This window comes from Sporofaciens sp. SGI.106, assembly GCF_050314255.1.
In the GTDB taxonomy this organism is placed as follows: domain Bacteria; phylum Bacillota; class Clostridia; order Lachnospirales; family Lachnospiraceae; genus Claveliimonas.
The window spans coordinates 1-25,170 of the sequence record NZ_JBNPMZ010000017.1 but is presented as its reverse complement, the minus strand read 5'-3'; the positions used below and the strand labels follow the sequence as shown (position 1 = coordinate 25,170).

At 49.7% G+C, this 25,170-nt stretch carries 28 protein-coding genes; 6 read left to right on the top strand and 22 right to left on the bottom strand.

Features of this window, described 5'->3' with window-relative positions; translation table 11 throughout:
• Positions 1-12: 12 nt before the first annotated feature.
• The 18 genes from ACQRCC_RS11790 to ACQRCC_RS11705 form a co-directional block, all read right to left on the bottom strand.
• Positions 13-1,395 carry an SNF2-related protein gene (locus ACQRCC_RS11790; protein ID WP_427850976.1) on the bottom strand — a complete coding sequence of 461 codons (1,383 nt, stop codon included), beginning with the start codon at positions 1,393-1,395 and terminating at the stop codon, positions 13-15.
• Positions 1,396-1,467: 72 nt separating this feature from the next.
• Positions 1,468-2,052 (bottom strand): hypothetical protein, encoded by a 585-nt coding sequence (locus ACQRCC_RS11785; protein WP_427850975.1) that lies wholly within the window; start codon positions 2,050-2,052, stop codon positions 1,468-1,470.
• A gap of 23 nt (positions 2,053-2,075) precedes the next feature.
• The gene (locus tag ACQRCC_RS11780; protein WP_427850974.1) at positions 2,076-2,516 is read right to left on the bottom strand and encodes a VRR-NUC domain-containing protein; all 441 of its coding nucleotides are present in this window, start codon (positions 2,514-2,516) and stop codon (positions 2,076-2,078) included.
• Between the two features lie 9 nt (positions 2,517-2,525).
• Positions 2,526-2,786: a hypothetical protein gene (locus ACQRCC_RS11775; protein WP_427850973.1), complete on the bottom strand. Its 261-nt coding sequence runs from the start codon at positions 2,784-2,786 to the stop codon at positions 2,526-2,528.
• A 137-nt stretch (positions 2,787-2,923) separates the two neighbouring features.
• Positions 2,924-3,994 carry a DUF932 domain-containing protein gene (locus tag ACQRCC_RS11770; protein WP_427850972.1) on the bottom strand — a complete coding sequence of 357 codons (1,071 nt, stop codon included), beginning with the start codon at positions 3,992-3,994 and terminating at the stop codon, positions 2,924-2,926.
• On the bottom strand, positions 3,969-4,361 hold the full coding sequence (locus ACQRCC_RS11765) for a hypothetical protein (protein ID WP_427850971.1): 393 nt from the start codon (positions 4,359-4,361) through the stop codon (positions 3,969-3,971). The genes ACQRCC_RS11770 and ACQRCC_RS11765 overlap by 26 nt, the downstream gene beginning before the upstream one ends.
• Position 4,362: 1 nt before the next feature.
• Positions 4,363-4,761 (bottom strand): hypothetical protein, encoded by a 399-nt coding sequence (locus ACQRCC_RS11760; RefSeq protein WP_427850970.1) that lies wholly within the window; start codon positions 4,759-4,761, stop codon positions 4,363-4,365.
• A gap of 133 nt (positions 4,762-4,894) precedes the next feature.
• Positions 4,895-6,853, bottom strand: a complete 1,959-nt coding sequence (locus ACQRCC_RS11755; RefSeq protein ID WP_427850969.1) for a DNA polymerase — start codon at positions 6,851-6,853, stop codon at positions 4,895-4,897.
• A gap of 160 nt (positions 6,854-7,013) precedes the next feature.
• Complete coding sequence (locus tag ACQRCC_RS11750; RefSeq protein ID WP_427850968.1) at positions 7,014-7,607, bottom strand: DUF2815 family protein; 594 nt, start codon at positions 7,605-7,607, stop codon at positions 7,014-7,016.
• Between the two features lie 273 nt (positions 7,608-7,880).
• Positions 7,881-9,149, bottom strand: coding sequence for a DUF2800 domain-containing protein (locus tag ACQRCC_RS11745; protein ID WP_427850967.1), 1,269 nt, complete (start codon positions 9,147-9,149; stop codon positions 7,881-7,883).
• A gap of 14 nt (positions 9,150-9,163) precedes the next feature.
• A complete protein-coding gene (locus ACQRCC_RS11740; RefSeq protein ID WP_427850966.1) occupies positions 9,164-9,691 on the bottom strand; it encodes a hypothetical protein in 528 nt (175 codons plus the stop codon).
• A 19-nt stretch (positions 9,692-9,710) separates the two neighbouring features.
• Entirely contained in the window at positions 9,711-10,118 is a 408-nt protein-coding gene (locus ACQRCC_RS11735) for a DUF4406 domain-containing protein (protein ID WP_427850965.1), read from the bottom strand.
• Positions 10,119-10,272: 154 nt separating this feature from the next.
• Entirely contained in the window at positions 10,273-11,385 is a 1,113-nt protein-coding gene (locus tag ACQRCC_RS11730) for an RNA polymerase sigma factor (RefSeq protein WP_427850964.1), read from the bottom strand.
• A 177-nt stretch (positions 11,386-11,562) separates the two neighbouring features.
• The gene (locus tag ACQRCC_RS11725; protein WP_427850963.1) at positions 11,563-12,297 is read right to left on the bottom strand and encodes a sigma factor-like helix-turn-helix DNA-binding protein; all 735 of its coding nucleotides are present in this window, start codon (positions 12,295-12,297) and stop codon (positions 11,563-11,565) included.
• Between the two features lie 569 nt (positions 12,298-12,866).
• Positions 12,867-13,211 carry a helix-turn-helix domain-containing protein gene (locus tag ACQRCC_RS11720; protein WP_427850962.1) on the bottom strand — a complete coding sequence of 115 codons (345 nt, stop codon included), beginning with the start codon at positions 13,209-13,211 and terminating at the stop codon, positions 12,867-12,869.
• Positions 13,212-13,649: 438 nt separating this feature from the next.
• Positions 13,650-13,847, bottom strand: a complete 198-nt coding sequence (locus ACQRCC_RS11715) for a hypothetical protein (protein WP_427850961.1) — start codon at positions 13,845-13,847, stop codon at positions 13,650-13,652.
• Positions 13,848-13,871: 24 nt separating this feature from the next.
• Complete coding sequence (locus ACQRCC_RS11710) at positions 13,872-15,407, bottom strand: N-6 DNA methylase (RefSeq protein ID WP_427850960.1); 1,536 nt, start codon at positions 15,405-15,407, stop codon at positions 13,872-13,874.
• 1 nt (position 15,408) lies between these two features.
• Positions 15,409-16,017, bottom strand: a complete 609-nt coding sequence (locus ACQRCC_RS11705) for a restriction endonuclease subunit S (protein WP_427850959.1) — start codon at positions 16,015-16,017, stop codon at positions 15,409-15,411.
• Positions 16,018-16,455: 438 nt separating this feature from the next.
• Here ACQRCC_RS11705 and ACQRCC_RS11700 point away from each other — a divergent pair, with 438 nt between their 5' ends.
• The 6 genes from ACQRCC_RS11700 to ACQRCC_RS11675 all read left to right on the top strand — a co-directional run bounded on the left by ACQRCC_RS11700 (position 16,456) and on the right by ACQRCC_RS11675 (position 21,563).
• Positions 16,456-16,887 (top strand): helix-turn-helix domain-containing protein, encoded by a 432-nt coding sequence (locus ACQRCC_RS11700; RefSeq protein ID WP_427850958.1) that lies wholly within the window; start codon positions 16,456-16,458, stop codon positions 16,885-16,887.
• A 139-nt stretch (positions 16,888-17,026) separates the two neighbouring features.
• Positions 17,027-17,590, top strand: a complete 564-nt coding sequence (locus ACQRCC_RS11695; protein WP_427850957.1) for an ImmA/IrrE family metallo-endopeptidase — start codon at positions 17,027-17,029, stop codon at positions 17,588-17,590.
• Positions 17,591-17,736: 146 nt separating this feature from the next.
• The gene (locus tag ACQRCC_RS11690; protein WP_427850956.1) at positions 17,737-18,030 is read left to right on the top strand and encodes a hypothetical protein; all 294 of its coding nucleotides are present in this window, start codon (positions 17,737-17,739) and stop codon (positions 18,028-18,030) included.
• A 48-nt stretch (positions 18,031-18,078) separates the two neighbouring features.
• Complete coding sequence (locus ACQRCC_RS11685; RefSeq protein ID WP_427850955.1) at positions 18,079-19,665, top strand: DNA methylase; 1,587 nt, start codon at positions 18,079-18,081, stop codon at positions 19,663-19,665.
• Positions 19,662-20,195 (top strand): hypothetical protein, encoded by a 534-nt coding sequence (locus tag ACQRCC_RS11680; RefSeq protein WP_427850954.1) that lies wholly within the window; start codon positions 19,662-19,664, stop codon positions 20,193-20,195. Before ACQRCC_RS11685 ends, ACQRCC_RS11680 begins: the two co-directional genes overlap by 4 nt.
• A 411-nt stretch (positions 20,196-20,606) precedes the next feature.
• Positions 20,607-21,563: a hypothetical protein gene (locus ACQRCC_RS11675; RefSeq protein ID WP_427850953.1), complete on the top strand. Its 957-nt coding sequence runs from the start codon at positions 20,607-20,609 to the stop codon at positions 21,561-21,563.
• A gap of 81 nt (positions 21,564-21,644) precedes the next feature.
• Here ACQRCC_RS11675 and ACQRCC_RS11670 read toward each other — a convergent pair whose 3' ends face one another.
• From ACQRCC_RS11670 to ACQRCC_RS11655, 4 genes are all read right to left on the bottom strand, one after another.
• Positions 21,645-21,983, bottom strand: coding sequence for a hypothetical protein (locus ACQRCC_RS11670; protein WP_427850952.1), 339 nt, complete (start codon positions 21,981-21,983; stop codon positions 21,645-21,647).
• Positions 21,984-22,412: 429 nt separating this feature from the next.
• Positions 22,413-22,967, bottom strand: coding sequence for an NADPH-dependent FMN reductase (locus ACQRCC_RS11665; protein ID WP_427850951.1), 555 nt, complete (start codon positions 22,965-22,967; stop codon positions 22,413-22,415).
• A 280-nt stretch (positions 22,968-23,247) separates the two neighbouring features.
• The gene (locus tag ACQRCC_RS11660) at positions 23,248-24,681 is read right to left on the bottom strand and encodes a hypothetical protein (RefSeq protein WP_427850950.1); all 1,434 of its coding nucleotides are present in this window, start codon (positions 24,679-24,681) and stop codon (positions 23,248-23,250) included.
• A gap of 146 nt (positions 24,682-24,827) precedes the next feature.
• On the bottom strand, positions 24,828-25,170 hold a 343-nt coding region (locus tag ACQRCC_RS11655; RefSeq protein ID WP_427850949.1), incomplete at its 5' end, for a helix-turn-helix domain-containing protein.

The window sequence follows — 25,170 nt, the reverse complement described above, 5'->3', positions numbered from 1 at the left end:
GAACTATTTCTCTTACAATCTTGCCTTCACGGCAGCGATCAGTTTCTCTTGGGTCACGTCCTTGCTGGCCAGTGCCGCCAGTACATCCTCGTCCACTGTGTTCTTCGTGACAATATGGTGGATGGTCACGGTCTGTGTCTGTCCTTGCCGCCACAGTCGTGCATTGGTCTGCTGGTAGAGCTCAAGACTCCACGTCAGGCCGTACCAAATCAGGATGTGGCCACCAGACTGGATGTTCAGGCCATGGCCAGCAGATGCCGGGTGGATCAGAGCCACCGGGAGCTGTCCGGCATTCCAGAGCTTGATGTCCTCAGTATCCTTGATATCCCGCAGGGTTTTCCCGAACTTATATCCGATGGATTCCAGGTGTTCGATGATGCGATTCCTGTCATGCTTGAACCAGTAGGCAATCAGAACCGGCTGGCCATTGGAGGCTTCGATAAGGTCTTCCAGGGTTTCCAGCTTGTGCTGATGGATAACCCGGACTTCCTTATTCTCGTCATAGACAGCACCGTTCGCCATCTGCAGGAGCTTGTTGGAGAGGGATGCAGCATTGGCGGCATCAATATCTCCGTCCTCCAGCGGGATAATCAGGTCGGTTTTCAGCTGGTCGTACAGCTTCCGCTCGGTTGCGGACATTTCCACCTCGTGATTGACAAAAACACACTCCGGCATCTTCAGATAGTCCATGGCCTTCATGGATATCGTGATGTCGGAGATACGCTGATAGATCTGTTCCTCTGCTCCCGGTCGGGGAACGTAGGAGAACACCACACCGGTGGAGGGGTTCATGGAGCCAGCCTTGAAATAGCACTCCCGGAATCTGCCGATAAACCGGCCCAACCGCTCCCCGCCATCCAGGATGCCAATCTCCGCCCAAAGGTCCATAAGACCATTGGATGTGGGTGTGCCGGTCAGGCCGATCCAGCGTTTGACGAACGGACGTACTTTCCGCAGCCACTTGAACCGCTGGGCCTGATGGTTTTTGAACGAAGAAAGCTCGTCGATTACCACGCAGTCGAAGTCCCAGCGCAAGCCGTTCTTCTCGTAGTACTCAACGAGCCATTTGACATTTTCCCGGTTGATGACATAGACCAGAGCATTGTGGTTGAGGGCCGCAGTTCTGGCCTTGACATCACCAACGATAACGGATACATCAAGGTCCTGTAGATGCTCCCATTTCTCAACTTCCGCTGGCCAGGTATCACGGGCCACTCGAAGGGGGCCGATGACCAGCGTCTTGGACACCAGCAGATCATCCAGCATCAGGTCCCGGATGGCGGTCAGGGTGATGACTGTTTTACCGAGACCCATATCCAGGAACAGAGCCGAAATTGGATGCGTCTTGATATATTCAATGCAGAATCTCTGATAGTCGTGCGGTATAAACTTCAATCGCCATCACCTCCCATAACCGTGTGGTCGTTGGGCGGGTGGATGGCGAGATTCACAGCGCTGGATGCCGCATCAGTCATTGAAGTATTCACCCGGCTCCTCCTCGTCAGTGTCATGCTGAACCGGCACCTGAGCAGCATTGGAATCCGTCTCTGCACCGGCATCAACCTTGGCACCAGGGTCTTCAACCGCCAGCTCCACCAGACCATCGGTCAGTAGGATTCTTCGCATACGAGGGAGTGCCTTGCCGTGAAACTTAAGAACCGTGCGCATCTTGATATCCAGGCTTTTCGCAACCTCATCCCAGGAGAGGGTTTCGATGTAGCGCTTGACCATGACCATTTCCAGGTTGACGTTATAGAGCTTGCTGATCTCCTCCGCCACCTCTGCGGTCACCCGCTTCAGCTTGTCCTGCACGGCAGCGAGTTCCTGCTCTGCTTCGCTGGTATCCAAGCCCGCTTCCTTGCGATACTGGATACGCTTCTTGATCAGGTCCTCCCGGTGCTTCTCATCACGAACCTGCTGCAGATACACCCGCGTTTCGATGTATCGGGCCTTGTTCCCCTCCGGGCGATAGGCAGCACCGTAGACATCCCTGAGAGTCGCACCATCGTAATGCTCGGAGTTACCAGTGGTCTTTTCCTTGTTTTCAAACATATTTTCTAACCTCCATAAATTGATTACTCTTCGTCCAGCTCGTAAAAGTCCGCCAATACCGCAGGGTCCTCCAGTTCCAGGGTATCTCCATAATCGTCCATGTCCTTCTGATGGTCCGGCAGCTGCGCCATCTCAAGCTCAGGAATCTTCGCACCGATTCCCTCGGGGAAAGGCTCTCCGGGGGTCCAGCTCAAAATGGCTTCAATGCAGGGCTTAATCTGTGAGAACCGGTCGATGCAGAGGACCGGAAAGCCCAGCTTCATCAGCTGGTATCTGCGTTTCCGCTGCAGCGGTCTCAGCTGTTTGCCCGGAGCTTTGAGCTCCACAAAGATGGTCTTTGCCGGGAAAAACAGGACAAGTCTGTCCGGCAGACCATTCGCAGTCTGGCTTGTGAGCTTGTATGCCACGCCACCGGCTTTTCGGACTGCCTTTACAAATTCATTTTCAACAACGTACTCTCTCATCTGGTCTCCTTAAAATCTGTGCCGCTTGATCTGCTTCCAGTAGATGCACCATTGCGGCTCCTGATCTCTGACGACTGCATCCTCTTTCATGGCTTCATTCCTTGCTCCAGGGGGCATATCATCGTCCTCAAAGGGGCAACCGCAACCTTGCCTTGCGCAGTTGTCGCAGCACTGGTCGAAAACACACATTTCTTCGTCATCCCGATATCCACAAGGGTAATATTCCGAGCGGGGATAACGGTCCTCGTGTGGGTAATAATCTTCACGCATTACGCCCACCTCCTACATCGGAAGGTAAGCGGTTCCTGTTTTTCTTCATCATTTCCGTCTCCTATCAAAAAAGCTCCTGGCGGTATGCCAGAAGCTCTAAAATCCTTTTATACATCCTTTTGTATATTTATACAGTCTTACTTGCTGTTGATCTCTTTCCACTGCTGGATCGGCATGGTCGCAACCTGCCAACCGATGCCCTCCAAAGCTGTAGCCCGGTCGTAAGACTCCACATCCTGGCTGGCCCTTGTGATGGCATTGGACAGGCCGTACTGGCTCAGGTCGCCACCCTGGATCAGGTAGTTCAGAATCCCATCCTGCTCCGGCTGATTCAGGCCATAGGTCTTGCCGGTCAGCTCGATGACATCCTGCACCCTGCCGGTGATCTTGACCTGTGTGGACTCGCGCAGCCGATCAACGATCATACCAAAACGCGTCTCCTCGATAGCAGCCATGGTAATATCTCGGATTTTGAGCATAAAAGCTTTGTCCTCGGCGATCAGAGCTTCGTCCGAATAGAGGGTGAAGCTGTCCTCCACCGCCTTTGCGGCTCTACCCACATGGGTCCGGCGCTCTCCCAGGTCGTTTACCACTAGGCCATTCGTACAAACCAAACGGTACAGCAGGGGCTGCACGGAGACTGCGCCAAGCCCAACCTCGGAGTTGGAAATGATGACACCTCCCTGCACGGTATCGCCGGGAACCACATCCAACTCCAACCGCTTATTCACAATTTTCAGATACATGCGGTTCTCCGTCACCTCGCAGGACATCACCTGCATGTCCGGCTGTCCTGCGAACAGCGGAAGTACCGCCGATGCGATCTCCATGTTGTCGATACGGCGATAGCGGTCGGAGAGCAATGCTCTGGCCACCCTGCCGTTGCCGTAATCCATGGAGCGGATCATGTAGGACTGCTCCCGGTCGGCAAACCATGCGTTGACGTTCTCCGCCAGCAGCTCCGGCTTCAGCTTGCGCATCTGGTCGTAGTATTTGGCGGGAATGCCAAGCGTGGAGCCGATCTGCCGATGGAACAGGTCGGTGGTTCCGAATACCTCCTGCTGCCCGGAATTGGTGTGGACGATTTCAAATGTAGAACCGTCCGGCCTTAACGTGAATGCCTGGGCAGGACCGATAAAATCCTGCTTGGCTGCGTTCTGCCGCTGCAGTTCTGTGAGTACCTCAGACAATGCTCTTCCCTGTTTCATGCGCTTGTTCCTCCTTATAATCTTTCAGCTGATTTTTGATCTTTCTTTTGTTCCGTCTTGAGATTGCTTTTTTCTCATCCTCAATTGCGGTGAGATAGCAATTCTTAATGAGCTTGTCCGGATCAATATTGCAGTACATCCGATATTCGCCGGAATGGAAGAATTCTTCCAACTCGATTTTCTCCTTTATTAGCTTTCGCCTTTCGGCTTCTGACTTCGGATTCCTCCATATAGCCCGGAGCGTTTTCTTGTAGTCCTTCACCGCAAGCTGGACAATGGCGGTAGCCAAATCCCGGTATGGAGAACTGTAATCTGGGCCGCTCCCATCATCCCATGGCGGTTTCATATGTGGGATGATTTCCTTCATTTCACACCTTCTTTCCTCCCTCTGCCATTGCCTCAAGCTGTGCTGCAAGGTCCTCTGCTGCGTACTCGTTGAGATCCGCCATAATGCCTTCACCGGCATCGAACTCCTGAGCCGTAGCACCCAAAGCCGTGAGGGCTTTCAGGTACTTGGCAATCAGGTCATAGCGCTTGTTCTCCTTAAGTACCTGATATGCCCTCCGGACTTCCTGAAGAGCCTGATGCTCCGGCTTATAAAAAACACAGCCCTGACCACCGCTTTCGCTCAGAGCTGTGCACTTTCCACCGATACACGCGAAGCAGTCAGAATGCTCTGCGCATTCCGGGCACTTTTCCAGGTTTACCGGTTCACCGATTCTATCGAATGTGACGTTCTCGAAGAAGTTCTTTCTTTTTCTACCCATTGTGTTTGCCTCCTTGATTCATCCTATCGTTCTGTAGCTTTTGAAGAACTCTGAAATAAGTCCTTCTACTTATTAGGTTTTGGAAAGGGGAAAATGTGCCATTAGAAATAGAAATTTTGAAATTTTTTCTTCTCTAATCCTTGAAATAGTAGGACCCACTATAACCAGCACTTGACAGACATATCCCATCTGCCCATTTCGGATTCTGATTCATAATCTGACACACGTCCTCAACCGTCGCGCCATCCTCCGGCACTTCCAGAATCACTTCATCGTGGACATGGCCGACGATATCAAGTCCGGCTTTCTCAATACGCCACATGGCTTCCGCAAGCAGATCGCGGGCAGTTGCCTGTGTGATGTTCTCCACCAGCTTCCCGGAGTAGGTCTCGATGCGGCTCCACTTATTGTTCTGCCCTAAACCCTCATAGGTGATGGAAAGACGACCGAAACGATTAGGCTGCAGCTTGGGTTTCACATAGGCAAGTCTGCGACCCGAAGGCAGTTGAAGCCAAAGTGTGTTGCTGGAGAACGAAACGCCAATCCTGCCGACCCGTCTATCCTTGTGGTCCTTGATCGATTCAATCGCTGCTTTCTCGATATCCCACCAGAACTGAACGATCTTGGGATTGGAGTTTCGCCAGTCATCAATCAGGTCAGGAAGCTCCTCTTCCGACAGGCCCATATCAAGTGCGCCCATGGAAATCAAGGCTCCTGCTGCACCGCCGTAACCGCAGGCCAACTCCGCGACCTTTCCCTTTTGCCGCAGTTCGCCATTGATGCCGTGCTTCACAACCGGAACTCCGAACATCTGAGAGGCTGACGCACAATAGATGTCCTCTCCGTTTTTGAAGGCTTCCATGCGCCATTCTTCTCCAGCCAACCAGGCTAACACCCTGGCCTCGATTGCTGAAAAATCGGCCACTATGAACTTGCACCCCGGCTTGGCAATCAGCATGGTGCGGATCAGCTGGGAGAGAATATCCGGTGTGTTACCGTAGATGCTCTCGACCATATCAAAACACCCCATCTTAACAAGCTCCCTCGCTTCATCCAGTGTGCTGATGTGGTTCTGGGGGAGGTTCTGCAACTGGATATTTCTGCCGCTCCAACGCTGCGTGCGATTGGCCCCGGAGAACTGGAACAGACCTCTTGCCCGGCCATCGGCGCAGGTACACCGGTCCGCCGCCTGATATTTCTTCACAGACGATTTTGCCATCTGCAACCGCAGCTTCAGCATGTCCAGTGCTTCCTGGTCGCAGCTGTGTTTGTCAAGGTCGGTGATCATAGCCGCGACCTCTTTTTTCCCAAGGCTGTCAACATCAATCCCCCGCTCCTGCAGCCAGGTCTTAAGCTGAGATACCGAGTTCGGGTTTTCAAGTCCGGTCAGCTCATAGGCTTTCTTGGTCATAGTCTCTGACAGCAGAAGGTCACAGGCAATGGCCTGTTCCACCAGCTGTTTGTCGATCAGGACACCCCGGTCGTTGATGCGCTGGTCCATGTGGTAGTAGTCCCACTCATGCTCCATCAGCGGGAAAACCTCCAGCCGCTTGCGGATATCCCGCTCGGTGCGAACGTCCTGCAAGCAATAGTCCTTGAACTGCTGCCAGCCTTCCGGGTTGTGCTCCGGCAGATTTCTGGTTCTGCCACCGTTGGTTTTGGTCGGCTTGCAGGGAACCGAGAAATATCGAATCAGGTTCTCACCGGCCTTATCCTTCTGCTCCCCGGTCTTGAGAGCCTTCGCCGCTTCTTTCAGGGAAAGCGGTAAAGACAGCGATGCGGCATGAACCATGGAACAACGCCAGGAATCCGGGGATAGCACCCTGCCAAGGTAATGACCAATACAGGTCCGCTCAAACTGTGCGTTCCACGCCCACTTGATGCAGTTCGGGTCATCGATGGCGTCCAGTACCTCCTGCGGCAGCTCCTCTCCGCAAGCCAAATCCACGATTTGGACATCCTCATCGTCAAAGGCATAAGCAAAAAGGAGGATGTGGAAATCCCCCTCAACATATTTATATACACCGCATTTCGACAGGTCCACGTCACTGTACGTTTCGATGTCAATACTAAGATTTCTCACTATACCCATATGTGCGCTCCTTCCTGAGTATATATTTCTGTGCATCTATTTCTGCACCTTATGAGAACCGCCAGATGTAGTCGCTGGAAACTCTCATAAAATGCAGAAAGGGAGAGAGCCGAAGCCCCCTCCCTAATCCGCTGTTTTCATGGCACAGTGTGGCTGGTGATTACTTCAGGTAATCAGGCAGGTCATCCTCACCGGTGAGAGCACCATCCTCTTCCTCGCCCTCGATCTCCTCGAAGTCGGAAGCAGCGGAAGCCTTACCGGCCAGGCGCTCACCGTGCTTGATCAGCTGGATGTTGCCAAGGCCAGCCGCCACACCGCGATTGCCGTTGGCGTTGAAAGCGTAAAAATTCACGCTGACATTGCAGTAGTCGCCGCTGCCGCACTCCATGGCATCCAGAATAGGCTGAACCCTGCGGTCCACAATCTGGGGAGCATCCTTGCTGTTGGCATTGACGTACATGGCATCTGCGTAGGCCTCATCATCCGCACGCTCGACATCGCCATCGCGCAGGGGCATCTTGAGGTTGGCGGGAATCTTGCCACCCCACTTGCGGGACTTGCCGTCCTCCTTGGCAGCTTCGATGGCCTTGTGGATCTTGGCCAGGGTCGCCTTATCGGACTTGGGGATGATGCAGGAGACGGAATACTTCTCCTCACTGCCGTTGATGGACTTGGGCTCCCAGATATTCGCAAAAGAAATGCGGCAAGGGATAACCACCTTGGTTGCGGAACGATTATTGTTGTTGTTCGCCATAAATATTTACCTCCAAAAATAATAGCGCCCAGCCATAAGCTGATAGCGCTTTGTGTAGCGTTGCAGTCATTCAAACTGTGTACATCTGAACAGGCAGACTGCTTTCGCCTGGTTCGATATGATGATGTCCACGCCATGGCAGAGGCTCCATGTGGACGGCATTTCTCGGTAAGCAGAATCCTCTGCACTTCCCTATCCTCTTACACCTGTCTCTTTTCCACCCGGTGTCCCGGTTTGCATTTTCTTTAAGGTCGGTTACGTTCCGACCATGACTCATTCATTTTCCAACACCTCGAATTCTTCTGTTACCCCATTGCTCAAATCCACCGGAGGTCTCGGATCGCTCTCCGGGACCAGAGCCAACTTCCCAGGGGGCTTGGCCACATACTCCCCAAGCAGCTCTGCAAACTTCTTCTTGCCCATCATCTTCTCGAATTCGGTCAGCGAAATAAGCTGCTGCTTATAGAGGTCGGTGTAGCCGTTCTGGGCTGCGGTGGCAACCACAGCCTTGGTATCCGTGAACACCCGCTTGCTCCTACCTTCCACGACTTTGTACCCTTTGATGGGAACACCATGGTTGATTGCTTCGGAGCTGATATAGGCGAACACGGACTCAATCCAGGTGCTGATACGGTTCAGCGTTGGGAGGATCTCCGTTAGCTCGTCCAGAGATACCAACCCCGGCTGCTTGAACGTCGGCGCGGACCTATCCGGTGTGTACGGAGCTGTGGTGTCGGATTCCTCCACCTCCGAGGGAGCAGCTCTCGGGTCCACCGCAAAAGCGCCAGCATCCAGGTCCAGAAACTCCTCCCGGCAAAGGGATAGGGCTTCTTCTTTGCATGTACGGCACACCGGCTTTGCACGGCAGAACCGGCACCAGTCGCCAGCCTTCTGTTCCCCTTTTCCTTCATAGGCCATCTTCGCGGTGGGCTTGATGGACTCGCCCCAGGCTTCCAGTTCTTCCCGGCTGCACTCGTAGGTGCTGATATTATCAAGCCGTGGCTGAATGATGGACATGCGCACGATCTCAATCGGATAAATATATCCGTAAGCATGGAGCGCACCGATGGCATAGAGCATCATCTGGCTGTTGTGGTTGGCATCCACAAAAACGCCTTTGCCGTTTTTATAGTCACAGATGTGCAGGATGCCCCGTCCTTCTGCGTCGTGCCCGATGATGAGCATGTCCGCTGTGCCAAATCCGGATGGCGCGATGTGGCTGTAATCCACCCGCTCCTCAACCAAGACAAGCGGCTCACAGCCGTTTCGCTTCATCTCTTCGATCAAGCCGACCACAAACTCATAGTAGGCATCGGTGCTCTGCTCCAATTCCTCTGTATAAAACTCTTCCGACTGGGGCCTTCGCACCCGCTCATGCAGATACTTCTTAACCTTGTACTCGCAGATACTGTGGGCAAAGGTGCCTTCTTCCGCGTACACGGAAGACTCGTTCGGGAAGTTCTCTTGGAGCCGGGCACTGGGTGGGCAGTTTAGCCATTGCTTCGAGCTGGACGCACTGAGCAGTGCATGAACTTCCGGCATCCGACCACCTCCCCTTAAATGGCAGAAAGGTCAGTCAGAAATGCCTCATACTTGGAAACCGGAAGCTCACCAACTTTGGCAACGCCATAGGTCTTGAGGATGGAGCCAATCTTCTCATTGTTGCTGCGGTTCTGCTTGATTTTCTGAACGATGATCTTGGTGATATCATCAAGACTCACAGCGTTGGTCGGTTCAGATGCATCAGGCTGTGCTTCTGCAGCAGTGTCCTCGGCGGTATCCATATTCTCCGCTTCGGTGGCCGGATTCTGCTCTTCCGCAGCCGGAGCCGTATTGTGTTTTTCAGACATGGTCTCTTCCACACCGCCAGCCTTATCCGCAGATGCCGTGTCAGCAGGGACCTCGGTCTTTGCATCATCAGCTTTCACAGTGGGGACAGCAGCATCCACACCAATGCTGTCAAAGACCATCGCCATGCCCTCGAAGGTCATCTTAAGGCCCTGACTGAGCCTACGGGCATCCACTGCGATCACATTGGACGCTATGGTTTCCACAGTTTCTGCGTTCTTTTTCTTTGCTGCCATAATCTATTACCTCCATTTTTTAGTCCATTTCCCGAAAAGCGATATCCGGGAACATGAGTGCATCCAGAAAACGCTCCTCGCGGGTACGCTTGGCCACAAAGTACCGCACCGGAATATCGAGCTTTTTTGCCATCTCGATTTCCTTCTTCATGCCGTCGCTGATGTGTCTGCCGATGACCCAGAGTTCATCACACTCTTCGAGCCACAACATGCCCAGCAGCTGTCCCAGCTCACGGCGATCCGGATCATCATCGTCCAGAAACTGCGGGAAGTACAAATGCGGAGTGTACGGTATCGCGCCTTCCGCCACCGCATACAGACTTGCGGCTCTGGCCGTCTGGATGTTGCGGATGGTCTCCTTCCTCTTTTCTTCCTTGTCCTTCGCGGTTGCTGCAAACGGGGAGCAAATAAAAACCTTCTTGTCCATAGTCTTTTCCTTCCTCCGCAGAAGTCGGTCTGCGGTCCGTATTATAGTGAAGGACCGCCTCTTTGCAGAAGCGGCCATTCTTGGTCTTCAGAGGGGCTCGTTTCCATGTCCCTCTACTTATTAGGTTTTGGAAAGGGCAAAATGTGCCATTAGATTAGAAAAATTTTTCAATATCCTTTTTGAATACTTCTCTAGCTCTTGAAATACGCTTTGCGGCTTGCGAGTAATGAATTCCAAGTTTCGCCCCAATTTCTTTTACAGTCATTCCTTCCTCGTAATACATCACATACGCTTCACGCTGCTTGTCCGTCAGTGCCTTCCTCCGCTCCTCTGCTGCTTCCTTCTTCAGATAAGCTTCCTCCGGAGATTCAAAATGGTACGCCCCAACCCAGTGGGTTGCCGGTACAACATCGTCATCCCCCGTATCGAAATCGCTGGTATTCCCTCTGGATTTCGGATGGTCCATGTTGTATTCGATACGGTTCTCCCCCGCAATCATCAGGGCTTGATACCAGGGAAGCTCTCCGAGAATATCCAACCCAATCTCCTCACTCTGTGAGAGATACTCTTTTTCATTGTCCCGAAGGCCGGTGAAGTAATATATGGCAGAGCCACAATCCGGTGCCCACAAGACAACCCTGCGGTTCCCGTTGTCGTATATGGCGTAACCATTATTAAACACTTCCACCCGGGCGTTCTTCCCAATTTCGATCATCGCAACGCGAGGGTAACCCTGGCGAAGCTGTCTCGCACCCGGGCGACGTTTCGGCTTCTGTTTTTCGGTCTTCATCTCCCTAGCTTCAGCATCAGAGCTTCTCTCGTTCTTTTCGACAACCCATGCGTAGTCCTCACCAAAGGCTTCACGCAGCCTGGCTTCCCGCTTCTCCTGCTCCCGCTGCTCGGCTTCCAGCTGACCGGCGATGCTAACCTCCGGATTACGGGCGAGAACCCGAAGAAGCTCGTTGAAGGTAGTGCTGTTGTCAAGAAGTACATCCTTGCTATGGTCGATAGGAGTCTGGGCCTCCTGTGGGTTTCCGTTATCGGCAGGAGCCGCGCAATTTTCTTCAATATGAATAGTTCCGTTGATCTTGATTTCCATCTTTGTGTCCTTTCTGCGGACACATAAGACAGCGGTATGCTCACCGGACACCTGAATGCTGACAAACGACAAAAGCCGGGCGCACAGACAGAAGGGTGTCCTAATGGCTCGTTTCATGGTTTTTCTAATGGCCAAACATTCATGCTTGGCTTCCTTGAAACCGGTCATTTTGAACATCCGCTGCCGTATGCATCCGGCTTTAGATATTATTTTTTTTGTATTTTCGTCCATGTGGTGGCGCTGGACTCGCCGCTCAGTATGAAGCCGTGAGCTGCTTTCTTAGCTGACACGCCTTGTCAGCGGGGTTGATGTAAGCTGTACTGTGTGATCAGAAGATCTGAGTGATTAACGTGAGTAGTATTCTTTCAACTTCTGCACTGCGTGTGCGAAATGCTCAGATACCGCCGACTGTGTTATCCCCAGCAATTTCCCAATTTCCTTTTGGTTGTACCCCTCCTTCCACAGCAAGATTGTCTGACGCTGACGGTTAGAAAGCGTTTCCAACGCCCTTTGCCACTGGTCCTGAGCCGCTATCTGACTTTCAAAGGAGTAATGGCCACCATTCATGTAAATCTTATTGTCCGGGATTTCCGGATGCTTTGAAATCAAGCTCCCCTCTCGAGAGTTGTTGTTCGACTCCAATTGGTCCTCTGCTTCCATCATCACCCTGAGTTGCCAGGGCTTGTCCAGAAAATACTCCTCATCCAAATGATGTGGCGTGGTGTCCTCTGTCTTCGGATAATCTTCATCAAACTGGTAGTCGTACTCCTTGCATCCATTCACCCTTACAACAGTCCAGCGTTTCCCAAACTTGACCAAAGCAAATCCGCATTTGTATGCGACCATGTGGTAATCTTCGGATGAATACGTCGCTATTGGCTCACTCGAGTCCTCCAGCACCTTCTTCCCAGGCGTCGGTACTCCGGCAGTCGAACGAATATGCCCGCGAAGTTCTCGCAGCGTCATTGCATCGTTGTGCGTCAGCGGTTCAGGGCTTACTCTTACGCTGGTCAGGACGGCCTGTCCGACATTGCTGTTCATCAAAAGATTGATTGCGGAATAATTCACTGCGTAGTTCATACGAGCCTCCTTGTAGTGTTTATTGTTGCTCCTTTGTTTTGTTACGGTCTTGCGGTTGTTGACACCGATTTGCCTGCAAACGACAAAAGCCAGACGCACAGACAGAAGGGTGTCCAGACAATCTGCTTCCAGAAGCCCAAGCATTCATGCTTGTTTTCCTTTAAACAGATCGTCTTGAACATCCGCTGCCGTATGCATCCGGCTTCAGATATTGTTTTTGTGAAAGATATCCGGTAGTACCGATTCGACTGCTCAGTTTATCGACGTGAGAATACGATGCTTGTCCGCCTCCTGACTCCCCTAACAGGAAGCAAATTCAATTCAGGTTCGGCCCGCTGCAACTCGTTATGAACTGCTTTCGGGTTGAGCTCTGTGTTCGCCCTGTCGATGGTTAAATTCTACACCAGAACCCCGAAAAACACCTTCCTAGCGATGTAAGGTTCAGCCGCTTCTCCCCCTCAAAACTTTACACATATGTAAAGTTTTCAGATTTTCTCCCGTTTCTGTGGGGCCGTCCTCCCCTCGGAAGACAAAAAAATAATCCGCACAGCAATTTCTCACTGTACGGATTATGCTACGGATGTACTCAGCCGCTTTGCCATACCAAGGAGCATCTCCTTGTCGGCTGCGTTCAACTGGCGGAACATGGTAAGTAGGGTATCTTCTTCCGGGCTTGTTTCCTCCTCCGGCTTCTTTAGCCGATCCGGCACCAGCTCGTCCACGGATACCATCAGGGCATCCGCAATCTTGAAAAGAACCTGGCTGCTCATTTCCCGCTTGCCATTTTCATATTCGGAGAGCATCTTAACAGATATCTCGGCATCAAACGTCAGGTCCTCCTGGGTACGATGCTGGCTTTTTCTGATGCTTTTGATGTTTCTCCCCAAAACAACTGCATCTGCCTGGATTTCCATATCTGTAAGACACCCCCTTCCTTTGTAAAATGCTAATCTTTCTATCCTGTGGTCATGTAGTTGTTGTAATCCATGACCCTGCTAGTCACGCTGTCCTCTCTGTAAACGTCCGATTCCACGTTTCGACTCCTTTCATTTTCAGCTTATCAGGGCCGTCAAGAAGATTCGTTACGTTTTTGCGTGAAAAATGTCGAAAATATAATGTATTTGTCGAAGGAAAAATATATTTTTCTGTGAGAATCAAAAAGCCGGAGCAGATAAAAGCCCATGGTTCTCACAGCCCAGTTATCCTGGGTACTGCGCTACCATATTGCTTATATCCGCTCCGGCTTATCTCGTTTTGTAAGGAATCTTGTCCTATCGGAAAGCTCGATGTGCGTGAACGACCGGCTACGCTGTTTGCACCGTTTTCAGTGCGGTGCCGATCTGTTTTTTCTTTTATGCTGTGTGAATTGTGACCGTTACGCCTTTCCCATAGAGGGCCTCGGCAATCTCCTGTAGACTGATGGTGTCGTACTTGTCGCCCTTCCCTTTGATCAAGGCCACAGGTGCGCCGGTTTCGTGATCCGTTGTTTTTGTGCCGACCATAATATCCTCCCTGGCGGTACGAATTTCATTGTTCTTTTTATTCCTCATTCGCTACCCTCCCATTTACCTCGTTTAGCGCCGTCTGCTTCCATATCTGAAAGATAAGTCTTCGCCCAGTTCTTCCTCGTCATCGATGGCATTATGATTAAGCCAAGCGTTATAACCACATAGAGCTTCTTCAAATTCATAGTTGACTCGTTCATATTCCTTCTCCAAGCGCTCTCGTTCATCCCACAGCTCAGCGCTATTTGCCACAGCAGCATCTCGATTTGTGGTTGCTACTATATAGCTTCCGATACTTAGTCGATAGTATTTCTGTGCAATCTCGTCCTGCGATACCATTCTCGCCATGCCATCAATCGCTGTATGCTCCTTCACAAAAGAAACAATTTCTTCAGCTGCACCATCACGTAATACCAGCATCGCGTCTTCTTTTTCAAAATACGAGTATACATTCTTACGGCTCAAATCTAGCATATAGATAGATTCTCGCTGCGCGTGCTTTCGGAAGACCAAAATCGACCATTTGGTATTGATGCTGCCGACAACTCCCGTTGGCAGTTCGATTACGGAATCGATAAAACCATCCCATACAAGGTGTTTTCTGGTCATGGCATAAGCATCTGATTCACGGCTTAAGACGCTAATCGGAACAAGCGCAACCCCAACTCCGTCATCCTTTAGTCGCGCCAATGCATTACGCACAAAAAGCCAACGATCGTTGGGCGGCACCATACCAGAGTACAGGAAATCCCGACTTCTTTGATATTCAGAGCGTTGTTCTACTTCAGTGCTGTAATTCAGGAATGGCGGATGAGTAATAAAGCGGTCAAAATATACATCAACCTCTGCTGTCAGCGGTTTCACTGTGGTATCTCCACAATGAATCACAGCCTCCTTTTTCCCCGCGAACAGCATTAGAATTGAAGCCACCGCAGTGCAGTCACTGGAATAATCTTGCATATAAGGAACTGCATCCGTCGCCGCCACAGCGAGACTCATGGAAATACCATAGCCACAGGCTCCATCATACACAAGGTCTCCGTCTCTTATTTCCGCAAGCTCACACATCAAATTGCTGATGCTCCGCTCGGAAATTAGCTCACCGCTTTTTCTGCCCTCATACCTGGTAATATCCTCTATCACCTCCAAGAGTGCTTCATAGGCCGCATAAGGGTGGCGATGCATATTCAGATCCAATCTGCTCAAGATATAGAAGGATTCCTTCAAAAATGAAAAGAAATTCTCTCCTTCCTGTTGCATATAAATGCTGGCAATCAACCTGTTCTGCAATCCCATCCAATGATCCAGGAAAGCAACAAACTGGTTCATGATCGCAATGATGAACCCCGATTCCTTTCGTCCATAACCTCTCATCAATTCATCTATTCCGCTTGCGAGGTCATCAGGGATTTCAAAGTCCTCTTTATTATCCAGGACAAATTTGGGAAGCAGGGGCATTAGCAACCCTGGTAGCATTCCTCCGGGTGATACCATTCGATACTTCCATGTCTTCTGCAGCCGGAAGATTTCCTGGAACGCCTGTGCTGCCTCTATTGCCTGATTGTCATCCTTTGTTATATTATATACCCTTTCGTAAAAATTCATCTCACCCTATCTCCTTCTCGATTGCGTCCATAATCAAGTTGTCCATAACCTTCCGTTCGTTGATCTGTATCCCTCGTAAAACAATTCTTTTCTTACAGGACAACTCATAGAGATCACCAAGATATCTCTGTTCCTCCATAGATACCATAGGAATAGGGATTGAGATTATATCTCTTACCTTTAGCATAGCAGTAGCGGCTCCGTTGGTCATGGAACTTAGCGCATCTTTTCCATATGGGCTACTTAGAACATAGGCTAGATATCTACAATCCACCTCGTTTGGATTCAGCGCACGTATCACGGCGCAATGTGAGGAAATAATGATACCTGCATCGTCCTCCGTCACATACGCGGTGTCATAGGGTGTTGTGAGCTTTATCACCACATCGCCCTTCTCTGTCCTCATCACCTTCCCGCTCTGCATCTGTTTACGGGAGACAACCACCGAACCCAGCTCTTCTTTAATGATACCGCCATCCAGAGCCTTGGGCAGCAATACCCTCTCCTCAAACAACTCTCTATCGTCCGGTTTTGCGTCCTTAACAGCAATGCGGCTAATGACGGTCCCACTCGCCACCTGACAGTCCATGCACCCAATCTCGTACATCATATATCGTTACCCCTCTTTGTCATTCATTCAATGTTATCTTTGTCATGTATTGTATGTACACTATTATATATGAGTAGCCATCGGTTGTCAATAGGGTTGTCATGTTTTTGATGTACATATTTCATGGCACTATTTTAGTAATCACACTTCAATTCCTACCGCTTTCGTGTCCGTTTTATTGGACACTATCCATGCTATACTTATTCTAAGCAACTATATAATGCGAAGTTTTATATTCAAGTTCTCATTTTTACTTCTCTTTTTTTCGCTCTCCTTCTTGACATTGAGAAGTTTTCGGTGTATAATGTTCTCATACTTCTCGAACGCTTGTTTGTATTATATCTCTGTAACTTCTCATTGTCAAGAGAAGTTTGAGGAAATTTACACGGCGTTCATAATGAAGCAGTTCACCCAATTATAGAAATGAGGAATACTACCATGACAAGATTCGGAGAAAAAGTAAAAACTGCGCGGGAAGCATTGCAGCTTGGGCAGGAGCAACTTGGAAACTTGTGTGGCGTATCTCGCCGCACCATCGTCTCTTATGAAACCGGGGGTAAGTTTCCTCGTGAGGGCACACTGCGGAAGCTGGCTGAGGCACTTGGTGTAACGATGCGCTATCTTCAAAATGATGATTGCGATGACCCGCAGGCTGGTATTGATGAAGAGCCGTTCATCCAAGCTGCACAGGAAACCTTTGGTAAAAAAGGTGCAGCGGAGATGGCCGGACTTCTCAAACAGAATGAAGCGCTCTTTGCCGGTGGTTCTCTCAGTGAAGATCAGAAGGACATGTTCTATGAAGCAGTCAGTCGCGCCTATTTCATGAACAAGCAGCATGCCCGTGAGAAGTTTGGACGTAAGGATAAGTAAATCACAATCTGGGTATATGACCGCATATGTGCATTATTCTGATACACATAGACATCTCCTTGCAGTTTCGGGTTCATGCAATGGAGATATATATGCCGCAACCTGTTTTTGAGTATATACCGGATTGTGAGATGATAAGATGACGAACGAGGAAATCACCAGAATTGCCCGCAGATTACGCAACCTGCACCAAACCACCTCGCCTGAGGTACTGTGCAGATACCTGGACATCCTGATTGACTATTTCCCTATGGGGAAAGGGCCTGATGCAGTAAAGGGGCTTATTACGAGAAATTCCCGGTGCTGTGTCATCACTATAAATTCGGACCTTCCGAAGCGGACTCAGGCCATCGTCCTGTTCCACGAGATCGGGCATTATGTCCTGAACCACCATCAGAAGAAACAGGTCTTTGCCTTCCAGGACTTCGCTGTCTTCGATGCCGCATCAGTGTTCGAGGATGAAGCCAACCGCTTTATTGCTGAGTACCTGCTCGACACCGACAAAACGCTGGAGGTGCTGAGGGAAAGCAACGACTTCTTTCAGGCGGCGGCTCTGCTCGAAGTGCCAAAGGAAATCCTGGATTACAAGATGCGGATGCTCCGCTACTATAATCTGCTGTCCGCTGAATGCCCCATCTACACGAAGCGTAACTGCATGGGCACCATTGACTGCAGCGGTGCAGAGAACGACAGTTATATGTGACTGTCAGTAGCCATACACCTACTTAAACCCATACACCTACTATATAAATAACCCGTCAACAGAAGCATATATACTGTCAACAGCAGCATATAGGCTGTCAATAGTTGCAGATAATCAGTATTCATGCAGAAAGGAGGTAGCCGCCCATGGCCACAAGCACAAAGCGCCCGGAGAGAATATTTGTCACGGTTACCTCCATCTTCGATTCCACCGGCTATATGCAGCCGCTTGAAATCATCTGGAAAGATGGCAGGGTCTTTAAGATCGAGTCGATAAAGGACTTCAGACCGGCATCATCGTTGGCAGAGCATTTGCCGGGTGACTGCTACACCGTAGTCATCAAGGGTGAGGTCAAGCACCTCTTCTTTGAGCGAACAGACCCGATGTTCTCAGGCCGTTTCGGCAGATGGTTTGTGGAAACACCAAGGGCTGCGAGATAACACGCAGTCATTTACACAGTACGAATAATCAGAAAGGGGGAAACAGCAATGTCGGAAAACAATGGCCGCACTTATCTGGCCATTGACCTGAAATCATATTACGCATCGGTGGAAGCCGCCGACCGCCACCTGGACCCGCTGACCACAAACCTTGTTGTTGCGGATTCCTCCCGGACGGAGAAAACCATCTGTCTGGCAGTCTCCCCTTCTCTGAAGGCCCACGGCATCAGCGGTCGTGCCCGGCTGTTTGAAGTTGTGCAGCGGGTGAAGGAAGTCAACCAGGAGCGGTTTCAGAGAGCGATGCGGCTCGGCAAGCTCCCCAAGGGCGAGGACGGAAACTACCACTTCACCTCCGCTTCCTTCGATGCGGATGCCCTCGCTGCAGACCCATCTCTTGAGCTTTCTTATATTATTGCTCCACCAAGAATGAGATTATATGAGCAGATCAGTACGCAGATCTTCTCAATTTACATGAAATATATAGCACCAGAGGACATCCATGTGTACTCCATTGATGAGTGCTTCCTGGATGTCACTTCTTACCTGAACACCTACCGCATGTCCGCCCATGAGCTGGCTATCACGATGATCCGGGAAGTCCTGTACACCACCGGCATCACCGCCACCGCTGGGATCGGGACGAATATGTATCTGGCGAAGGTCGCCATGGATATTGTGGCAAAGCACGTCAAGCCCGATAAGGATGGTGTCCGAATCGCTGAACTGAACGAGCGAACCTACCGGGAACTGCTGTGGTGTCACACACCCCTCACCGACTTCTGGCGGATCGGCCCCGGCATCTCAAAGCGCCTTGCTGCGCTCAACTGCTTTACCATGGGTGATATTGCAAGGCTCAGCGTGAAGGACGAAGATAAGCTGTATGCCGCACTGGGTATCAACGCGGAGCTTGTGATCGACCACGCCTGGGGCTGGGAGCCTACGGAAATCAAAACCATCAAATCCTACAAACCGGAAACCAATAGCATCTCGTCCGGGCAGGTTTTGATGAAGCCTTATAACATTGACCAGGCGAAACTGATCGTGAAAGAAATGACGGAGCTGCTGGTCCTTGATCTGGTACGCAAGGGTGTGGTCACAAAGAAAATCGAACTGACCATCGGATATGACCGGGAAAGCATCAATTGTGTGTACAAGGGGAAAAGCATCAAGGACTCCGTCTACACGGTGGTCAAGACAGGGAAACATTATAAAGGGGCTGTCGTTTCTGACCATTACGGCAGACCGGTACCGAAGTATGCCCATGGCACCGGGAACATCAGCTGCTGGACCAGCAGCACCAGACGGATCATGGAAGTCATGATGGAGCTTTTCGATAAAATCGTGGACCCCGATCTTCTGGTCAGGCGCGTAACCGTGGTTGCTGTAAACCTTCTGCATGAGGATGACATTCCAGAGGAAGCACCAGAGCAGCTTGACCTGTTCACGGACTACGCAGCCCTTGAAAAGAAGAAAGCTGCGGAAGCGGCAGCGGACGATAAAGAGCGCCGATTGCAGAAAGCAACGCTACTGCTGCAAGCCAAATACGGCAAGAACGCTGTCCTGAAAGGAATGAACCTGTCTGAAGATGGAACCACCCGGCTTCGTAATGAGCAGGTTGGTGGCCACAAGGCGTGAGGAGATGCTGCAGCACCGCAGAATGGAGAGATGGTATGACAAAAGGAATCACAGAAAAAGAGCCGGACCCACGTGTCGTGTACGCGGATATTATAGACTTGCCCCACCACCAGTCACCTACCAGACCTCACATGAGTCTGTATGACCGGGCCGCGCAGTTCGCTCCGTTTGCGGCTCTGACCGGCTACGATGACATGGTCAAAGAAGAAGCGCGATATGTCGGGCAGCAGATAGATCTGGGGGAAGCATCCATAGAGCTTCTGAACCAAAAGCTCACTCTGATTGCCGATGTGATAGAAGATGGCACGAAACCCACTGTGTCCATCACCTATTTTGTGCCGGACGAGCGGAAATCCGGTGGGAAATATATCACTGTAACAGAGAAAATCAAGAAGATAGCCCCGGTGGCCCGGAAGGTCATTCTGATGAAAAAGACGGGTCCTGCCGGGATGAACGCCACAATCGACATCGACCGGATTACCGAAATCCACGGTGATCTCGTGGATTATATGGACGATGGTGTTGTGTGAGTAAGTACCACTCACCCTATGGATTCTATTATATATATACTTATATATTATATTTTCTTCTTTGAAGAAGACGTAGATAATGAATATATAAATATCTATATAAGAAAAGAATATATAGAAAAAAGGTTTTGGACATCTCATCTCACCCAAGACTGTGGCTAATTGCTCCGACCTTGTCGTTTTCTGCGTTGACCACAATTCCGGCGGAGCCTATAAAACCATGCAGTACGCGAAGAAAATGAAAGCAAATTCCGTAAACCTTGCAGACACAGTTGAATTACCAACAGTCGGATGATATAATGCCGTCATCCCGTCTATACTTATCTCCGATGTGAAGTCCTTTTTTTATATAATGGCCGGGAGTATCAAATACACTGAATGCACCCACAAAGACATAAGGAGAAAAAACATATGGCAAAAGCTCCCACAAAGTCCGAGATTCAACTGTGGATTCCTGCTGCTACGGATATATTCAAGTCCATCATGCCGCCGATTAATACACCCTATCCTCAAGTCATCATCGCCAACGGTCGAAACATCCGCTCCATTAGGGCCCAGCTTGTTAACGACCTTGCCTGCAAGAAAACTGAATTTCCCGAAGATTCCATTATGGAATATATGCTTGGGGAGAAGGGTCATGCAATCCTCATCCGGCAGAATCTTCTTCCCGATAGCAATGACGAACGCTTCTGCTGGTACTTCTGGCATGAACTTGGACATTTCTATGCCATCAATTCCGAAAAAACAAACCTGCATCACTATAGCGACCCGGGGCTTGTCGATGATAGCCATATTGTTGAATTCACCACGCATGGCCCGGTCCTGGGGCTATCCGATGAGCGCCTCAAGCAGGAAGGGTATTGGTTCTGGCAGGAGTTTATTGCTGAAGCTATCTCCAAGTATGTTAGCTTTAAGCATCGTTCAAATACAAAATACTATCACCCGGAGCTGATGGATTGGCATCCTCAATACTGGGGAGGAATCGTTGACCGTCTGGTGGGTTTACTTGATGATGCTCTCTGGTACTACCCCTCCACCATAGACGAATACGCTCTTGCACATTACTTTGCAAATCTTCTCATGGATGATTTTATTGTGCTGTATGTAAAAGCCGCCGCAGACAGGAAGTTAAAGGTGTATGATAACGGCAACATCATTGTGCCAGACGATGAAATAGAACCCACCTGTATATCTGATGTGGATGATGAGAGATTCCGCGTCCAGCTCTGGAAAATGAAGGATTTGCTTGAAACACAGGTCAAAAAAGAAAAGTTCTGGGAAATAGATGAAGATTTCCTACTAGAAATCGGTACCTGTATCGGAGAGCTCATGTTTGCAAAATTGAAAGTGATGTCAGAACAGGCGTGAATGCTCCCAGGCACGCACGCATCAAGGCAAAAAAATACCCTGCTGTGTGGATGATTACCTCTCACAGCAGGGTATATATTTTTATTTCAGCTTCTCCAGAATCTCAGCCGCAGACACACCATCGGCCATCAGCTTCTGAATCGTCTCTTCCAGCTCGGCTTTCTGAGCTTCCGCAGCAGCCTTAGCATCGGCTTCCGCTTTCTTTGCTTCCAGCTTGGACAGCTCAGTATCCAGCTTCTTCAGCTCGACCTTCTTCTCCTTCAGCTCATTCTTCAGATTGTTCACGTTTTCTTCCAGCACAGCGATATCGGAAACGAGAGCATCTTTGGCTGCTGCTTTCTCAGCAATGAGAGAGGTGAAGTCGGTGGTAGGGATGGATGAGGTTTTTGCTTTATTCTTAGACCCCTTGGTACGCGGCATAATGAACACACTCCTTAGAAATATATTTTTTTGATTGCATAAAACAATGTGTGATATAACAGAGCCTGATATTTCATAGTTTATTATATCTATGCGCGAAATGTATTATAGCAGGAGTCCGTAAAGAAATCAAGATTAGGCCGGAACGTGTGTGGTTACATCATATTTTCTGTGAGAATATATAAAATATCCTGCTGCGGAAACTATGGTATCTTCTCACAGGCGGGATCTACAATAGCGATAGAGATATGGGGATTATGAGCAGCAGTGTGGTTGCAAGCAGCTCCAACTCTATATTCTGTAGTTATCACGAAACCGCCTCCATCACCATTAGAACCTATCTTTTAGCACATAGCAAGTCCTAAGAATGCATTCGTGATCGATGGTAGGCGATAATCAGAAGACTAATGGCATTGAAAAGCGGTCTGGTCAGCCCTCCATAAATTTCAGGAACGCATCTACCTGTTTCTGAAGAGATACTTTCGTTTCTTCAGATAGATTCAAGACATTTGTCTGAAATGCGCTCATATCCAACGCCACACCTGTCTCGCATTCTTCCATCAGATCGACCTGCATAAACTGCAAAAGATCTTTTAGTTTTACTCTTACATTCGCTGTAGCACTTTTCCCGCCTACACCGCTGATTGTCACTTTTTTGCCTGCAATGGCTGTTTCGGTTCTTGGAGCTCCCATCCTTGTGGGGCGGGAGAGCCAATCCAGCAGGTTTTTCAGTACACCCGGATAGCTGTAATTGTATTCCGGAGTGATAATCCAAATACCATCCGCCCCGCTGACTTCTTCACGCACTCGTGCAATTTCTTCCGGTACAGGAAATTCAATGTCCTGATTCATATAAGGAATGTCTGCATACTCCAGGAAAGAAACTTCTGCTTTTCCCCGGAGAAGTTCTGCCGCGATTGCAGCCAGCTGCCTGTTAAAAGACTTTTTCCTCATAGAGCCAACAATCATTAAGACTTTTTTCATCGTCGTGTTCTCCTTGTCTTGATATTTTGATGTCATAACCCCCAAAACTATCGCCCTATACAATAATGCATTCGTGATCAATGGCGGCACAGTTGCTTTAATTATTATTACATCTTATTATATATATTATTTTTTATAAAGGGAATAAGGGAAAGTTAAATATATAATACTACAGGGGAAGTAAATAATATAAACGACCACATTCAACTTCCCCTCCCTCCCACAGCTTGTGGCTATACACTCTCTTGTGGGCATCGGTGCATCGGAAGCTCCTATAAACTTACTTCTTTTCTTTCTCTTTCTCCGCCTTTTGTCTTTTCCAGACTTCTTTATAGTACCTTCTCAAGCCTTCTTCACGGCATTCATCCGAGCAGTACTTGGGCTTCTTATTAGCGGTTGAAGTAAACTCTTTCCCACATATCTGGCAAATCAGAGTCGCAGCTTCTTTGGGAACATATCTTTTCCGCGCCTTTTCCTGGAGCATAATACCAGCGCAATTCTCACAATACTTCTGTACAGCACCTTTTACGATGTATGGTTTGCCGCAACGTTCACAGGATGCCTCGCTGCCGATCTTCCTCGTGGCACCTTCTTTTCGCCTTAAATGAGACTCCTCATTTTGTCTTTTCCTAACCACAGCCTGGCATTCCTTACAGCGGATGCTGCTATATCCAACCCAAGCAGTCTTGCCGCAGTCCGGGCAGACAATCTGTTTCTGGTGACCATTTCCGGTCTTCACAGTTCTTCTCTTTAAAGCAAGACCACGGCAAGAGTCAGAACAATACTTTGTCCTGTTTGAAGGGACGGGCTTTCCGCACACTGGGCAGAATCTTTCTTCCGAGCGCTTTCGTTTATGATAATTGAATTCCTGCAAGGCCCGAGAGCAGCATGCATTGGAGCAGTACTTTTGTCTTCCTTTGGGGATCGGCTTGCCGCAAACCTGACACTGTCCCTCCCCGAATTTCCCAGGTGTGAGTATCGGTGTACGTTCTTCATCCGGCTCCAGATTTTCCAAAAAATTATCAAAGCTCTCAATGTTGGCTCGTTCATTTTCTGCTGCTATCTGCGGCTTCAGGTCTTCCTCATAATGCTCCATGAAACCTGCATACAGAATATCCTCAGCTTTCTCTCGCGCCCGTTTTGCTTTCTCGATAGTCTTGTAGCTTCCAAGGTGATACCTCTTTCCTTGAAAAACTATGTTTGCCCAGTAGTTTTGAAAAGTGGTGCTGAAATATACTCCCCGCACCCCGGATTTATTGTTTTCGTACATCACACCGTCAAGTGCGCCCTGGAGTAAAAGTGTGTTCGTTCTCTCGATATTACCACGGTTGACGTTGGCAAGGTCCAGGGTCACTTCATCAGCAGCAGTGCATCCACATGAGACAATAAGACCGGCCTGGAGCGCAAGTGTGGTGGCAGTAATCTCCTTACCACAATCACACCGGCACTTCCATTTCATTGCGAAGGGCTCAACATTGGGTTCGATGATGCGGGATTCCACAGTCAGCTTTGAAAATCTTTTGCCGGTTATATCAGCTCTAGGGTCCAGGTAATCGCACCCACAGGATGTACGCTTCCTGAGCGCAGCCAAACCAATCTCTATCGTTTTACCGCAGTCGCACTTGCAGGTGCATCTGCTTAAGGCATTCGGCTTCCGCTTCTCATATTCTACAATTTCCAACTTGCCGAAACGTTTGCCAACCATATCTTGCATTTAATCACCACCTAACATGAGGTCACCTATGACCTTCTGAGCCACTCAGAGAGCTTCCAGGAGCTTCCAGAGCATCGAGGTATACCGCAATACCCCTAATGCTTAAAACCGCTCCTAGAAGCCCTCAGAGGGCATTACGGAGGTGCTCATTCATTCATCCGCTCCCACAGTTCTTCCCTGACCTCTGGATGCTGCCACAGCCAGTCAACCATTGCCTTATCTGCCGGGAAAGCCTTTTTCTCTTCATCCCCGGTCAGTAGCCAATCCACACCAACCTCAAGCGCAGCCGCCAGCTTCTCCGCCGCTTTTCGCTTCACTTGATATTTCCCACTTTCAAGCAAACTGATCTGTGGCTGTGAGATACCGGCTCTCCTGGATAGCTCCCACATGCTAAGGCCCCTATCCACCCTCGCGGTCTTCAGACGCTGCCCTGCTCCTGCTGTGTCCACTTCTACCTTCTGGACTGCCTGCTCCACGGGCATCTCACCA

Coding starts and splice junctions, on each gene's coding strand:
- ACQRCC_RS11785 (WP_427850975.1), bottom strand. CDS start 2,052: ATGTTTGAAAACAAGGAAAAGACCACTGGTAACTCCGAGCATTACGAT.
- ACQRCC_RS11780 (WP_427850974.1), bottom strand. CDS start 2,516: ATGAGAGAGTACGTTGTTGAAAATGAATTTGTAAAGGCAGTCCGAAAA.
- ACQRCC_RS11775 (WP_427850973.1), bottom strand. CDS start 2,786: ATGCGTGAAGATTATTACCCACACGAGGACCGTTATCCCCGCTCGGAA.
- ACQRCC_RS11770 (WP_427850972.1), bottom strand. CDS start 3,994: ATGAAACAGGGAAGAGCATTGTCTGAGGTACTCACAGAACTGCAGCGG.
- ACQRCC_RS11765 (WP_427850971.1), bottom strand. CDS start 4,361: ATGAAGGAAATCATCCCACATATGAAACCGCCATGGGATGATGGGAGC.
- ACQRCC_RS11760 (WP_427850970.1), bottom strand. CDS start 4,761: ATGGGTAGAAAAAGAAAGAACTTCTTCGAGAACGTCACATTCGATAGA.
- ACQRCC_RS11755 (WP_427850969.1), bottom strand. CDS start 6,853: ATGGGTATAGTGAGAAATCTTAGTATTGACATCGAAACGTACAGTGAC.
- ACQRCC_RS11750 (WP_427850968.1), bottom strand. CDS start 7,607: ATGGCGAACAACAACAATAATCGTTCCGCAACCAAGGTGGTTATCCCT.
- ACQRCC_RS11745 (WP_427850967.1), bottom strand. CDS start 9,149: ATGCCGGAAGTTCATGCACTGCTCAGTGCGTCCAGCTCGAAGCAATGG.
- ACQRCC_RS11740 (WP_427850966.1), bottom strand. CDS start 9,691: ATGGCAGCAAAGAAAAAGAACGCAGAAACTGTGGAAACCATAGCGTCC.
- ACQRCC_RS11735 (WP_427850965.1), bottom strand. CDS start 10,118: ATGGACAAGAAGGTTTTTATTTGCTCCCCGTTTGCAGCAACCGCGAAG.
- ACQRCC_RS11730 (WP_427850964.1), bottom strand. CDS start 11,385: ATGACCGGTTTCAAGGAAGCCAAGCATGAATGTTTGGCCATTAGAAAA.
- ACQRCC_RS11725 (WP_427850963.1), bottom strand. CDS start 12,297: ATGAACTACGCAGTGAATTATTCCGCAATCAATCTTTTGATGAACAGC.
- ACQRCC_RS11720 (WP_427850962.1), bottom strand. CDS start 13,211: ATGGAAATCCAGGCAGATGCAGTTGTTTTGGGGAGAAACATCAAAAGC.
- ACQRCC_RS11715 (WP_427850961.1), bottom strand. CDS start 13,847: ATGAGGAATAAAAAGAACAATGAAATTCGTACCGCCAGGGAGGATATT.
- ACQRCC_RS11710 (WP_427850960.1), bottom strand. CDS start 15,407: ATGAATTTTTACGAAAGGGTATATAATATAACAAAGGATGACAATCAG.
- ACQRCC_RS11705 (WP_427850959.1), bottom strand. CDS start 16,017: ATGATGTACGAGATTGGGTGCATGGACTGTCAGGTGGCGAGTGGGACC.
- ACQRCC_RS11700 (WP_427850958.1), top strand. CDS start 16,456: ATGACAAGATTCGGAGAAAAAGTAAAAACTGCGCGGGAAGCATTGCAG.
- ACQRCC_RS11695 (WP_427850957.1), top strand. CDS start 17,027: ATGACGAACGAGGAAATCACCAGAATTGCCCGCAGATTACGCAACCTG.
- ACQRCC_RS11690 (WP_427850956.1), top strand. CDS start 17,737: ATGGCCACAAGCACAAAGCGCCCGGAGAGAATATTTGTCACGGTTACC.
- ACQRCC_RS11685 (WP_427850955.1), top strand. CDS start 18,079: ATGTCGGAAAACAATGGCCGCACTTATCTGGCCATTGACCTGAAATCA.
- ACQRCC_RS11675 (WP_427850953.1), top strand. CDS start 20,607: ATGGCAAAAGCTCCCACAAAGTCCGAGATTCAACTGTGGATTCCTGCT.
- ACQRCC_RS11670 (WP_427850952.1), bottom strand. CDS start 21,983: ATGCCGCGTACCAAGGGGTCTAAGAATAAAGCAAAAACCTCATCCATC.
- ACQRCC_RS11665 (WP_427850951.1), bottom strand. CDS start 22,967: ATGAAAAAAGTCTTAATGATTGTTGGCTCTATGAGGAAAAAGTCTTTT.
- ACQRCC_RS11660 (WP_427850950.1), bottom strand. CDS start 24,681: ATGCAAGATATGGTTGGCAAACGTTTCGGCAAGTTGGAAATTGTAGAA.